The sequence below is a fragment of the Streptomyces sp. NPDC052910 genome, from assembly GCF_055585605.1.
On the sequence record NZ_JBVJJR010000010.1, the window covers coordinates 232,113 to 244,056 of the forward strand.

At 75.0% G+C, this 11,944-nt stretch carries 11 protein-coding genes; 5 read left to right on the forward strand and 6 right to left on the reverse strand.

Annotated features, from left to right (window positions below; all coding sequences use genetic code 11):
- Positions 1-219 precede the first annotated feature (219 nt).
- The 3 genes from ACZ6X9_RS29220 to ACZ6X9_RS29230 are packed head-to-tail and all read left to right on the forward strand — an operon-like array spanning position 220 to position 2,882.
- Positions 220-1,293 carry a GSCFA domain-containing protein gene (locus ACZ6X9_RS29220; protein ID WP_469781012.1) on the forward strand — a complete coding sequence of 358 codons (1,074 nt, stop codon included), beginning with the start codon at positions 220-222 and terminating at the stop codon, positions 1,291-1,293.
- A complete protein-coding gene (locus tag ACZ6X9_RS29225; RefSeq protein WP_469781013.1) occupies positions 1,256-1,966 on the forward strand; it encodes a hypothetical protein in 711 nt (236 codons plus the stop codon). The genes ACZ6X9_RS29220 and ACZ6X9_RS29225 overlap by 38 nt, the downstream gene beginning before the upstream one ends.
- A gap of 43 nt (positions 1,967-2,009) precedes the next feature.
- On the forward strand, positions 2,010-2,882 hold the full coding sequence (locus ACZ6X9_RS29230; RefSeq protein ID WP_469781014.1) for a TauD/TfdA dioxygenase family protein: 873 nt from the start codon (positions 2,010-2,012) through the stop codon (positions 2,880-2,882).
- A 66-nt stretch (positions 2,883-2,948) separates the two neighbouring features.
- Here the strand turns inward: ACZ6X9_RS29230 and ACZ6X9_RS29235 are convergent, their stop codons facing one another.
- A complete protein-coding gene (locus tag ACZ6X9_RS29235; protein WP_469781015.1) occupies positions 2,949-3,293 on the reverse strand; it encodes a DUF6355 family natural product biosynthesis protein in 345 nt (114 codons plus the stop codon).
- Between the two features lie 290 nt (positions 3,294-3,583).
- Between ACZ6X9_RS29235 and ACZ6X9_RS29240 the strand changes: the two genes are divergently transcribed.
- Positions 3,584-4,129 (forward strand): hypothetical protein, encoded by a 546-nt coding sequence (locus tag ACZ6X9_RS29240; protein ID WP_469781016.1) that lies wholly within the window; start codon positions 3,584-3,586, stop codon positions 4,127-4,129.
- On the opposite strand, the gene ACZ6X9_RS29245 is transcribed toward ACZ6X9_RS29240, so the two are convergent.
- The 5 genes from ACZ6X9_RS29245 to ACZ6X9_RS29265 all read right to left on the reverse strand — a co-directional run bounded on the left by ACZ6X9_RS29245 (position 4,098) and on the right by ACZ6X9_RS29265 (position 11,399).
- Entirely contained in the window at positions 4,098-6,965 is a 2,868-nt protein-coding gene (locus ACZ6X9_RS29245) for a pyridoxal-dependent decarboxylase (protein WP_469781017.1), read from the reverse strand. The two genes, ACZ6X9_RS29240 and ACZ6X9_RS29245, sit on opposite strands and share 32 nt — an antisense overlap.
- Complete coding sequence (locus ACZ6X9_RS29250; RefSeq protein ID WP_469781018.1) at positions 6,962-8,332, reverse strand: pyridoxal phosphate-dependent decarboxylase family protein; 1,371 nt, start codon at positions 8,330-8,332, stop codon at positions 6,962-6,964. Before ACZ6X9_RS29250 ends, ACZ6X9_RS29245 begins: the two co-directional genes overlap by 4 nt.
- 249 nt (positions 8,333-8,581) lie before the next feature.
- The gene (locus ACZ6X9_RS29255; RefSeq protein WP_469781019.1) at positions 8,582-9,376 is read right to left on the reverse strand and encodes a SpcZ; all 795 of its coding nucleotides are present in this window, start codon (positions 9,374-9,376) and stop codon (positions 8,582-8,584) included.
- 154 nt (positions 9,377-9,530) lie between these two features.
- Positions 9,531-10,313: a 3-hydroxybutyrate dehydrogenase gene (locus ACZ6X9_RS29260; RefSeq protein ID WP_469781020.1), complete on the reverse strand. Its 783-nt coding sequence runs from the start codon at positions 10,311-10,313 to the stop codon at positions 9,531-9,533.
- Positions 10,314-10,397: 84 nt separating this feature from the next.
- Positions 10,398-11,399 carry an oxidoreductase gene (locus tag ACZ6X9_RS29265; protein ID WP_469781021.1) on the reverse strand — a complete coding sequence of 334 codons (1,002 nt, stop codon included), beginning with the start codon at positions 11,397-11,399 and terminating at the stop codon, positions 10,398-10,400.
- 242 nt (positions 11,400-11,641) lie between these two features.
- Here ACZ6X9_RS29265 and ACZ6X9_RS29270 point away from each other — a divergent pair, with 242 nt between their 5' ends.
- Positions 11,642-11,812, forward strand: coding sequence for a hypothetical protein (locus tag ACZ6X9_RS29270; RefSeq protein WP_469781022.1), 171 nt, complete (start codon positions 11,642-11,644; stop codon positions 11,810-11,812).
- Positions 11,813-11,944 lie beyond the last annotated feature (132 nt).

The following is an 11,944-nucleotide window of genomic DNA, read 5'->3' on the forward strand; positions in this document are numbered from 1 at the left end:
CCCTTTTTGGGGGGGGGCGCCCCCCGCCGTACACGGGGGGGGCCCCCCCCGCGCGGCCCCCCCGCCCCCTAACCGCCCGGGGGCGGGCCCCGGCCCCCCCCCCCCGCCCGCGGGCCCCCCCGCCACCGCATCACCCGAACACCGCCAGCCGACCACCGACAGCCGACCGTCACCCACCGACCGTCGGCACGGACGAACCGAGGCCGAGAACACCACCCCATGAACCCCTACCAGTCACTCCCGCCCCGCTCCTTCTGGCGGACCGCGGTCGCCGAGCCCGCGTGGTCGGACATCGACGGCCTGTGGACGCCGAAGTTCCCCATCGGCCAGGACGACGTCCTCCTCACGGCCGGGTCCTGCTTCGCCCGGCACATCGGCCGCGCCCTGCGCGACCGGGGCATGAACTGGCGCGACGCCGAACTCGCGCCGCCGGGCCTGACGCCGGAGCAGCGCCGCGACCGCCACTTCGGCGTGTTCTCCTTCCGCACCGGCAACATCTACACGGCCGCCGTCCTCCGCCAGTGGTTCGCGTGGGCGCTGGGCGCGGAGGAGCCGCCCCGGGAGGTGTGGCGGGAGACCGGGCCGGAGGGGGACCGCTTCCACGACCCCTGCCGCCCGTCGGTCGAACCGGCCGGGTACGCCTCCGCCGAGGAGCTGTTCGCCGCCCGCGCCACGACCCTGGCCGCGATCCGCCGGGCCCTCGGCGAGGCGGACTGCCTCGTCTTCACGCTGGGGCTGACCGAGGCGTGGCGCGACCGTGACGGCGGCACCGTCCACCCGGTCTGCCCGGGCACCGTGCGCGGCACCTTCGACCCCGAGCGGCACGTCTTCCACAACTTCACCTTCGACGAGGTGCGCCGGGACCTGACCGCCGCCCTGGAGCTGGCGCGGTCCGTCAACCCCGGGCTGCGGGTGCTGCTCACCGTGTCCCCGGTGCCGCTCACGGCCACCGCGACCGGTGGTCACGCGCTCACCGCCACCACGTACTCGAAGTCGGTCCTGCGGGCCGTCGCCGGCCAGCTCGCCGCCGAGCACGAGTACGTCGACTACTTCCCGTCGTACGAGCTCGTCACGGGCACCCCGTTCCGCGGGACGTTCTTCGAGCCGAACCTGCGGACGGTGACCCCGGAGGGCGTCGCCTTCGTGATGGACCGCTTCTTCGGCGCGCTCGCCGGCCGCACCACTGCCACCGGGCCCTCCCCCACCGCCCCCGACCGCCCCACCGCCCAGCCCACCGCCGGAGAGGACTTCTGGTGTGACGACGCCGTACTCGACTACTACAGCCCCCGCTGAGACGAGCCCCGCCAGGTTCCTGCTGCTGGGCGACTCCCACGCCGGTCCCGTCGGCCGGGCGGCGCAGGCCGCCGGCGTCCCGTTCGCGGGCGGGCCCATCGGCTCGGGGCGGGACTTCACCGCCGGCTTCCACGACCTGCGCGGGAACGACGTCGTCTTCCGCGACGCGGAGACGGAGGCTCGCTACCGGTCGTTCCTCGGTGAGCTGGGCGTCACCGGCCTGGACCGGGTGACCGTGCCGCTGGTGTGCACGTTCGGCTTCAGCACCCACTTCGTCGCGACGACGGAGAACTGGCGGATCTACCGGGCCCGCGGCGGCGGTTTCCCGCCGGGCTTCCTGGACAGCCCGCTGTTCGACGCGCTCGTCCGGGCCGCCGTCCGCGACGCGCTGGCGTTCTACGCCCACGCCCGCCGCCTGGGCCTCCGGGTGCTGGCAGTGATGCCGCCGCAGCGGGTGCCCGGGATGTCGGACCGCGAGGTGTTCATGGCGGCCCAGGAGAGCGTCCGCCGGGCCGTCGCCGAACGGGGCGTGGAGGTCGTCGACCTGCGTGCCCGCACCACCGACGCGTCGGGGCTCCAGCGGCCCGAGCTGTGCGAGAAGGACGACATCATCCACGGCAACCTCGCCTTCGGCCGCATCATCCTCGCCGAACTCCTCGACCGCGGGCTGTGACGCCCGCGCCCTCGCCAGACCCCAGCCACCACAGGGAAAGAACATGGAAGACTACGCACTCGACGCCGTGAAGGCGCTCACCACCCGGCCGAAGCCCGCCTACGAGACCATCACCCTGGACCCGCTGACCCCGGTCCTGGGCGCGGAGGTCTCCGGTGTCGACCTCTCCCAGGAGCTGACGGACCGTCAGTTGGCGGAAATCAAGGAGGCGTTCCTCGCCCACCACGTCCTGGCCTTCCGGGACCAGGACATCACACCCGAGGACCACAAGCGGTTCGCGGCCCACTTCGGCCCGCTGCACCCGGTGGCCCTGGCCGCCCCCGACAGCGACCCGTACGTGCTGGAGATCAGCGCCTCGGCCGAGTCGAAGAACGTGGCGGGCAACGGCTGGCACGCCGACGGCACCGCCGACGCCGAGCCGTCGCTCGGCTCGATGCTGCACATCACCCGCATTCCCGAGGCCGGCTGCGGCGGCGACACCATGTTCGCGAACATGCACCTCGCCTACGAGATGCTCTCGCCCACGATGAAGACGTTCCTCGACGGCCTGACGGCGGTCCACGACGGCGCCCAGCCGTGGGGCAAGCAGGGCCCGCCAGCGGATTACGAGGTGCCGGTGAACGAGCACCCGGTCGTCGTCCGCCATCCGGAGACCGGCCGCAAGCTGCTCTTCGTCAACCGCCCCTACACCTCGCACATCCCGCAACTGTCGGCCGCGGAGAGCGAGGCCCTGCTGGAGATGCTGTACCGGCACATCGCCGGGACGCCGCTGCTGCACTGCCGGGTCCGCTGGCAGCCCAGGACCCTGGTGTTCTGGGACAACCGCTGCGTACAGCACCACGCGATCTGGGACTACTACCCGCACAGCCGATACGGCCGCCGGGTCGCCATCGACGGGACCAAGCCGCAGGCCTGACGGCACGCCGGACGGCGGTCCGCCCCCCCCGTGCCGGGGTGGGCGGACCGCCGTCCGGCGTCCGGATCAGGGACCGGTGTCCCCCGGGTGGGAGCAGAGTCCGCCCCGGTAACCGCTGTCGTACCAGGCACCGGTGGCGTCGAGGTCGAGGTTGGTGCGGCCCGGTCCCACACAGCGGTGGTAGTTGGACCGGGGGAACCGCTTGACCTGGATCCACACGTTGGTGTTCGTGGCGCAGTGCTCGTAGTAGGCGCGCTCGCCGCCCCTGCTCTCGTTCCAGCCGCAGCCCTGAATGCGTTCCGGGGCCGCCGTGGCGGGGGCGACCGTCGCGCAGGCGAGGGCGCCGGTCAGGGCGACGGCCGCGAGCCCGAGCCGGGCCGCCGCGGTGCCGAGTGTTCCACGGAGTTTCATGCGTCGTCTCCTTCGCCGGAGGGTGGTGGCGGGACCGGTCCCGCCACCGCTGCTGACGACGCCAGAGTGGCCTGGCGGGGGCCGTGCCACCAGGCGTTTCGACGGTGATCGAAGGAGGAGGAACGGTGTTGCCGGGATCGAACCGGCGTCCGTTTTCCGGCGGGCGGAGGAGGTGCCCGCCCCACCCCGTGCGCCCCCCCGCGTGGCGCGTGCTGCCGGTCCCCGGTGGGATTCCCCGTGGCTGGGCATGCATGTGCCGCGGAAGCGGCCATGCGAGCGGGGAGGGTGTCATGCGCCGGATCGGACCGTGGGCGAAGAGGTACGGGAGCGCGGCCTTGGCCGTGGGCATGGTGGCGGTCGGGCCGTTCGCGGCGGAGGCCCGGCCGGCGGCGGAGACGCGCGGGCCGGCGGCGCCCGTCACCTGCGTGGGGACCAACAGCGTCGGCTTCTCCCCGGGGCTCGGGCTGCGGGCGAGAAGGACCCGGATCACCGGGACCGGCGCCTACACCTGCGTCTCCGCCGACCCGGGATTCGCCTCCGCCACGTCCGAGATCCGCGGCGGCGGGGTGAACGGGTGCTTCGTCTCCGACGCCGGCACCGTGGAGAAGATCACCTGGGGCAACGGGCGGAAGAGCGTGGTGCGCTATCCGATGGGGACCGTCGGGCAGGTCGCGGGGCAGGCGGTCGTGCTGGTGGTCGGCACGGTGGTCTCGGGCGCGTTCCGCGGGCGGACCGTCGCTTCCCCGGGCGTCCAGCTCACGCTTGACGTGCCGGCGTGTGCCACGGACCGGGGTGTGCGGCTGATCACCGGTCCTTCGACGCTGACGTTCCTCTGAGCGCGTCCGCCGACCGGCGGCCGTGGTGGACCACCCGGTCGAGGACGTACGCGACGTCGTCCCGGTTACTGCCGGGGTTGATGGTGCACATGCGCAGCACCGTGGCGCCGTGCACCCGCGTGGTCAGGAGCAGCGCCTCGCCGTCCGCGCACACCGCCCGGCTGATGTCCTCCTGTGCGGCGTCGGCGTCCCACCCGGGCGGTACGTCGGCCGGGCGGTAGCGGAAGGTGAGGACGGCGAGGGAGGCCGGCGTGACCGGCCGCAGCTCGGGGTGGGCCGCGACCAGGGCCGCCGCGTGCTCGGCCAGGTCCATGCCGTGCTCGATGGCCTGCCGGAAGGCCCGCGCGCCGAAGGTCTTCAGTGACAGCCACAGCTTCAGGGCGCGGAGCCCGCGGCTCTGCTGGGGGCCGTGGTCGGAGAGGTTCACCTCGTCGCCCCGCGGGTCGGTGGGGGCCAGGTAGCCGGTGTCCAGGGCATGCCGCGCCAGGTCGAAGGTGGCGCGCAGCAGCTCCGGGCGGCGCAGCAGGACGCAGCCGATCTCGTACGGCTGGAAGAGCCACTTGTGCGGGTCGACGGTGAGGGAGTCGGCGCGGCGGAGTGCCGGACGCAGCCCGTGCCCGCGGGCGGTGGCGGCCGCCGCCGCGCCGTGGGCGCCGTCGACGTGGAGCCAGAGTCCTTCGCGCGCGCAGAGGCCGGCGAGGTCGTCGAGGGGGTCGACGGTGCCGGTGCCGGTGGTGCCGAGGGTGGCGACGACGGCGAAGGGGCGCAGCCCGGCGCCGCGGTCGTCGGTGACGCGCCGCGCGACCTCCGCCGGGTCGAGGCGCAGGGCGCGGTCGGCCGGTACGACGGAGAGCTGCCCGCGGGTGAGGCCCAGCAGGTGCGCGGCCCGGGCGACGGAGGGGTGGGCCTGGGTGGAGCAGTAGAGGCGGGCGCGGGAGTGGTCGTCGCCGAGGTGGTGGTCGCGGGCGACGGCCAGGGCGGTGAGGTTGGCGACGGAGCCGCCGCTGACGAACAGTCCGCCGGCTTCCTCGGGCAGGCCCAGCAGTGCTTTCAGCCAGTCGAGCGTGGTCAGTTCGAGCTGGGTGGGCCCGGCGCCGACCAGCCACGCCCCCGGTACGGAGAGGTGGGCGGAGGCGAGGGCGTCGGCGAGGACGGCCGGGAAGTTGCCGGTGGACGGGGTGAAGGCGAAGCTCCGGGGGTGGTCGAGGCGGGTGGCTTCACCGAGGGCGTCGCGGGTGACGCGGTCGAGCAGGGCGCGCAGGTCGTCCGTGCCGTGCTCGGGCAGGGGTTCGTCCAGGAGGGCCCGGAGGCCGTCGGGGGGCGGGACGCGCAGCGGCGGGCGCGCGCGGGCGGTGGTGAACCGCTCGATGACGAGCTCCAGCGTGTGCAGGCCCGCCGTGCGCATGGCTTCCTCGGGCAGCCGGAGCAGGGGTGTGGCGGCCTCGCCGGCGGCCGCCGTGCCGCCCTCTTCCGTCCACGACCGGTCGTGTCCCGCCCGGGACCGGTCGTGGAAGGCGGCGATCCACGCCAGCGTCTCCGGAGGGAGGCGGGGCCGGGGTTCGAGGGGGGCGACCGTGTGCCCGAACTGGAGCAGGGCCAGTTCCTGGCCCGCCGTGACCGGACCCGGGCGGGCGACGGCCCACCACAGGGCCTCGTCGTCGCGGAGCCCGGTGAGATCCGGAGCCACCGGGAGCGGTCCCGTCGCCGTCCCGGCGCCGAGCCGGTAGCACCCGCTGCGGGGAAGGCCGTGCACCGTGGTGTCCGCCGCGGCGTGGACGACGAGCTGGCTCGGGCGGCGCGGTCCCGGCGGGAGAGTCCCCGGCACGGACGGCGGCAGCCCGGGCAGGAGGAAGGAGAGGATGTGCAGCCCCAGTGCGGGCAGCAGTCCCGCCGCGCGCTCGGCGGCCTGGACGAGCGAGACCACCGTCTGGAAGCGGGGGTTGACCTCGACGGCCAGCAGCCGGCCGTCCTCCTCGACGAGGTCGAGACCGAAGACGCCGCGGAAGCCGCGGCCGCGCAACACCTCCCCCACGCGCCGCGCCGCCGCGCGGGCCTGTCGGTACAGCCCGTCCGGCAGATCACCGGGGTACAGGAGCCGGTTGCCGCAGTGCGTGCCCCAGGAGGCGGCGAGCTCGGGCAGCCCTACGAGCTGGTGGGAGACGGCCGAGACCACGGTCCTGTCCGGCCCGGCGCAGGCCGTGACCGTCAGGGAGACCCCGGGCGCCCGGCGGCCGAGCCGGACCGGCTGGTCCGGCCAGTCGGCGAGGCGGCGTTCGAGGTCGGCCGGGGAGGCGACCGGGACCGTCCCCCGCCCGATCAGGTTGTTCTCCCTGCGCTGGGCCACCGCCCCGGGCCAGTCCGCGCGCCAGTAGCGCGCGGCCGGTCCGCGCCCGGTCGCGGGGACGACCACGCAGGGCGGGGTGGCCACGCCCGCCTCCTCGAACAGCTCCAGCACGCTGATCTTGTCGGCCGCCCAGGCGGTCACCCCGGCGTCCGGCGCGAGCAACCGGTAGCCGTGCGTACGGGCCCAGGTGCGGGCGTTGGGGCCGTGCTCGGGCGCGAAGGAGACGCACACCCGGCGCCTCCCCGGCGTGCCCCGGGAGCCGGCGGGCGGTGGCACGGGCAACGGCCGCCACGCGGAGACCGGTTCGTGGCGGAGCCAGGCCGGGGCCGGGCCGAACGACGCGCTGACGAACGGGCAGTGGTCCAGCCACACGGCCTCGTCGAGCAGGCCGTCCAGCAGCTTCCGGCCGGTGCCGGCGTCGATCCCCTCGATCTCCTCGCCCGCCTCGATGTCCCCGGGGTGCCGGTCGGGGTCGTTCTCACGGGCGGTCACGGCGTCGGCCGCGCGAGGTCCGTGACGCGGCGGTGCAGGCGGTCCAGGTACGGTTCGCTCTCCGGTTTCATCAGGACGCTGCGCAGCACGTGCGTGTCCTCGGCATCGCGCGCGACGTGCGGACGGCGGCGGGCGAAGGCGTCCGCGCCGATCCGCGCGACGCTGAGGAACACCGGGTTCTCCCGCGCTTCCATGCCGCGCCGCATCACCTCCCGCGAGGCGGCGCCGATCCGGGACAGGGCGGCGGGCTCCGTGCGGGGGTAGTACGTGACGATGTCCAGCTCCGGGCGCTGGTACAACTCCAGTTGGGGCGAATCGGCGAGCAGGCCGGCCCAGCGCAGGGCCGCCCGCCGCCCTGCGGCGAGCACCCCGCCCAGCCCCTCCCGGGTGAGCGGCATCAGCCGGAGGGTCAGCCACAGGGCGGCCGCGGCCGCTCCCGACCGCGAGCACTCCAGGCTGATCTCCCCCAGGTGCGGTCGGGTGGAGGTGAAGTAGGTGTAGGGGGAGTCGTGCCGGTAGAAGCGGGCCACCGTGGGATCGGCGAAGAGCACCGCGCCGCACCCGTAGGGCTGGAGGCCGTGTTTGTGCGGGTCGACGACGACCGAGTCGCTCCGCCCGACGGCCCGCAGCGCCTCGGCGGTGGCGTCGTCCAGGAGCGGGTCGCCGGCGAGCAGCGCGAAGAATCCGCCGTAGGCGGCGTCGACATGGACCCGGGCGCCGTACCGTCGCGCCAGGGGCACGATGCGGTGCACGGGATCGACCGCTCCCAGGGCGGTGGTGCCGGTGGTGGCGACGACCGTGCCCACGTCCCCCGTGGCCAGCAGCCGCTCCAGTGCCGCCACGTCCATCCGGCCCGCGCCGTCGACCGGCACGGTGTGCGTCCGCACGCCCAGCAGATGGCACATCCGCGCGTGCGTGTAGTGCGCGTCGGCGCTGATCGCGACGGACCGTCCGGGGCCGCTCTCCCGGGCGACGAACAGGGCCTCCAGGTTCGCCAGGGTGCCGTTGCTGGTGAGGTGCCCGAGGAACGGCTCCAGGCCCGCCATGGAGGCCAGCCGGGCGACCGCCTCCTCCTCCATGGCGGAGGTGGCCGGACCGCCGTCCAGGGCGTGGTTGTTGGGGTTGACGAGCATCGCGGCGAGGTACCCGGCGACGGCGACCGGGTGCGGCGGCTTGAGCATCTGCCCCGCGTAGCAGGGGTGGAAGAACGGATAGCTGCCGCGCAGCCTGCCGGTCAGCTCGGCGAACGCCTCGGCGCGGGCCTCCTCGGCGACCTCCGTGGCCGGGTGGGTCTCGTACTCCTCGTACGACCGGGTCCATTCCTCGAACGCCTCGACGCCGTGCTCCAGCCACCGCTTCAGCTCCATGCCCCGCCCCCAGCGCCGCGGCCACAACCGACCGGGCAACCGTAGTCACGGCCCCTCCCGGTGCGCGGCCCCCGTCCGCCCTCTCACCCGAACGGGGAGGCGCCGCACGGGGGCCCGCGCGCCGCGGCGCGCGTCCCGGTGCCTCACGGCGGCGATGGCGGCGGGCCGTGCTCCCCTCCCCCGGATGCGTGAAGGCCGCTTCCGTGGCGGCCGGCGGTTCGCGCCCGTCGGGGACCCGGCGACGGCCGGTCAGGATCCGGCGGCCCGCTCCAGGCTGTCGGCCAGGCCCGCCGCAAGCCGCTCGCAGGCCGCGCGGCGCCGCTCCTCCCGCCCGTCCGCCGTGTCCGTGCCCTGCCCGGCGAGGGCGAGGGCGTAGGCGTTCACCGCGGCGTACGGGTAGCAGGCGGTGTAGGCGGCGGGGTTCTCGGCCGCGTAGGCCGCCGCCAGCGCCCGGGCGTGGACGAGGGCGTTGGCGTCGGCGTAGGACGTCACGTTGGCGCCGGTGTTGAGGTCGGCGTAGCCGTTCGCGAACTCCTGGGCCTCCGCCTCGCCGTAGTCGTTGGTGCGGGCCCAGGCGAGGGCGTTGGCGGCGGCCGTGGCGTGGGCGTCGGCGTACGGGTAGGCGCGCCGGTGGACGTCGCGCAGGGCGGGTTCCAGGGCGGCGGCCCAGGCGTCCTCCGCGACGGGCTCCCCCGCCGCGGCCCGCAGGTGCAGCGCCTCCGCGGCCTGGTACGACGCGGTGTCCCCGCCCTCCCGCCCGTCGGGCTGCGCCAGCAGCGGGAACACCGTACGGGCGTGCCAGTCGTGGACGACGGTGAGGGGCGCCCGGCCGTCGAGGCGGGCGCAGGCGTCCCGGACGCGCCGGGCCCACTCCCCCGCCGTGTCGGCGTCCTGGCCGTCCCACAGCGCGCCGGCGAGCTGGACGAGCCAGTCGGGCAGGTCCGGGCCCTGCGCGGGCCACTCCTCCCAGCGGCCGGCCGCGGCGGCGTCGAGGCCGGCGAGGAAGGGCGGGAGGGCCTCGGCGGAGGGCGCGGGACGGCTCACGGTTCTCTCTCCTGTTCCGCTGTACCGCCGCGGGGGCGGGTGTACTGCCGTGTGGTGCGGGCCGGGGTTGCTCCGGCCCGCCACCGTATCCTCACCCGCCGGGACCGCCGGGCGCGATGTCGCGATGATCACGTTCCGGCCGGGACCGGACCCGTCAGCGGGCGGTCCAGCCGCCGTCCAGCACCAGTGAGGTGCCGGTGACGGCGGAGGTGAACGGACCGCAGAGGTAGGCGACGGCCTCGGCGACCTCTTCCGGTTCCACCAGCCGCTTGAGCGGCGAGCCGGCGAGGAGGACGTCGTTCAGGACGCGTTCCTCGGGGAGGGAGTGGGCGGCGGCCTGGTCGGCGAGCTGCCGTTCGACGAGGGGGGTCCGGACGTAGCCGGGGCTCACGCAGTTGGACGTCACGCCGTGCGGCGCCCCTTCGAGGGCGGTGACCTTGGACAGGCCCTCCAGGCCGTGCTTGGCCGCGACGTAGGCCGCCTTGTAGGCGGAGGCCCGCAAGCCGTGGACGGACGAGATGTTGACGACGCGCCCCCAGCCCCGCTCGTACATCCCCGGCAGCGCGCCCCTGATCAGCCGGAAGGGTGCCTCCAGCATCACGGTGAGGACGGTGTGGAACGCGTCGGGAGGGAAGTCCTGGAGCGGGCGGACGGTCTGTATGCCGGCGTTGTTGACGAGGATGTCGGCGCCGGCCGCTGTCCGTTCGGCGGCGTCGAGGTCGGTGAGGTCGAGGACGACGGTCTCGACGGCGCCGGGGAGGCCGTCGGCCCGCTCCGCGAGGGCCGTCAGCCCCTGCGCGTCGCGGTCCAGGGCGCGGACGCGCGCTCCGGCCGCGGCGAGGCGGAGGGCGCAGGCCGCGCCGATGCCGCTCGCCGCGCCGGTGACGAGGGCCGTACGGCCGTCAAGTGCCGTGCTCTGGGCGGGTGTCGGAATCATGGGCGCAGCGTAGGCGGCGGGAGGCCGGCCGGTCGACGGCCCGCCGGCCCCGCCCGCCGCGGGGAGAGTCCGGCGGGAGCGGTCTCAGGCGAAGGCGTCCAGGCCGGTGAGCCGGGCGGAGAGGTCCCAGAGCCGGGCCGCGGCCTCGGGGTCGGCCGCCCACGGCTTGACGCCCCCGACGAGCATGTCGTCGGTGGTGGCGGGCCCGGCCACGTCACAGTCCTGGCAGTAGGCGCCGCCGTGCCCGGCGAGGAGCGGGGAGGTGGCCGCCCAGACGGCCGTGGCGGCGCCCTGGGCGGGCGACTTGAAGCCCTTCGCGGGGGTGCCCGTCTCGTCCTGCCAGCCCAGGGCGATCTGTTCGTCCCGGGGGATGTGCCGTTGCAGCGGGGTGAGGATGCTGCCGGGGTGGACCGAGAAGGCGTGGAGGCCGTCGTCCGTTCCCAGGGTGTCGAGGTGCAGGGCGAAGAGGGCGTTGGCGGTCTTGGACTGGGCGTAGGCCTGCCACCGGTCGTAGCCGGTGCGGAAATGGGGGTCGTGCCAGCGGATGCCGGAGAGGAAGTGCCCGGAGGAGGCGACCGTCACCACCCGTGCGCCGCCGGGGTTCAGGGCCGGGCGGAGGCGGTTGACGAGGGCGTAGTGGCCCAGGTGGTTGGCGGCGAAGTGGAGTTCCCAGCCGGCCTCGGTGCGCGTCTCGGGACAGGCCATGACGCCGGCGTTGGCGATGAGGAGGTCGAGGACCCGCCCGGTGGCGAGAAGGCCCTCGGCGAAGGCGCGGACGGACGCGGGGTCCGCCAGGTCGAGCGCGCGGACGGTGACGGAGGCGTGGAGCCCGACGGGGAGTGCCGACCGTACGGCGGCCTCCGCCGCGGCGGGCCGGCGGGCGGCGACGAGGACGTGGGCGCCGGCCCGGGCGAGGGCCGTGGTCGTCTCCAGGCCGAGTCCCGACGCGCCGCCGGTGACCAGGGCGGTCCGGCCCGTCAGGTCGACGTCCGCGAGGACGTCGTCGGCGGTGCTGCCGGCTCCGAAGCCGGAGCCGATCGGGCCTCGCGGGTGCCGCCGGTCCGGCACGGGGTGCGGTGTGTTCATGATCGGGACGCTAGGAGCTGGAGTGCGGTCCAGGTCAAACCGGTCCCGAACCCTCGCTCCCGACCGGCAGCGGGCGACCGCGCCCATGGGGTAGAACTGGACGGCCCACAGAAGGGAACGCCATGGGATCCACCCCTTGTTCGACCTGTAACGGGACCGGGTACGTCACCAGCGACGGTCTGACGAGTTCGTGCGCCGACTGCGGCGGGACCGGGCGCGTCGAACACGGCTAGGAGGCCCTGATGTGCAACAAGTGCTTCGGTGTGGGCTACGTCAAAGAGAAGCTGCAGAACGGCACGAAGCTGGTGCACCCGTGCCCCGTGTGCAACACGGGCGAGTCGGACAACCGCCCGCGCAGGCTGCCCGGCTGGATCAGCCGGCTCCCCCGCGCGGACAGGCCCCCCGCCGGGTAGGCGGGGATCACGACGGGCCGGAGCGCGGTCCGGGCCGGGCTAGGCCGTTTCTTTCGGATCATCTGATCGTTGATCCGGTGTGCCGTTGACAGACGCGCAGTGGGCGCGGATTGAGCCGCTGCTGCCGGACCG

What these genes read in the sequence shown, in the direction of transcription:
- ACZ6X9_RS29250 (WP_469781018.1), bottom strand. Translation starts at nt 8,332, where the DNA reads ATGGAGCTGAAGCGGTGGCTGGAGCACGGCGTCGAGGCGTTCGAGGAA.
- ACZ6X9_RS29235 (WP_469781015.1), bottom strand. Translation starts at nt 3,293, where the DNA reads ATGAAACTCCGTGGAACACTCGGCACCGCGGCGGCCCGGCTCGGGCTC.
- ACZ6X9_RS29260 (WP_469781020.1), bottom strand. Translation starts at nt 10,313, where the DNA reads ATGATTCCGACACCCGCCCAGAGCACGGCACTTGACGGCCGTACGGCC.
- ACZ6X9_RS29270 (WP_469781022.1), top strand. Translation starts at nt 11,642, where the DNA reads ATGTGCAACAAGTGCTTCGGTGTGGGCTACGTCAAAGAGAAGCTGCAG.
- ACZ6X9_RS29230 (WP_469781014.1), top strand. Translation starts at nt 2,010, where the DNA reads ATGGAAGACTACGCACTCGACGCCGTGAAGGCGCTCACCACCCGGCCG.
- ACZ6X9_RS29240 (WP_469781016.1), top strand. Translation starts at nt 3,584, where the DNA reads ATGCGCCGGATCGGACCGTGGGCGAAGAGGTACGGGAGCGCGGCCTTG.
- ACZ6X9_RS29220 (WP_469781012.1), top strand. Translation starts at nt 220, where the DNA reads ATGAACCCCTACCAGTCACTCCCGCCCCGCTCCTTCTGGCGGACCGCG.
- ACZ6X9_RS29265 (WP_469781021.1), bottom strand. Translation starts at nt 11,399, where the DNA reads ATGAACACACCGCACCCCGTGCCGGACCGGCGGCACCCGCGAGGCCCG.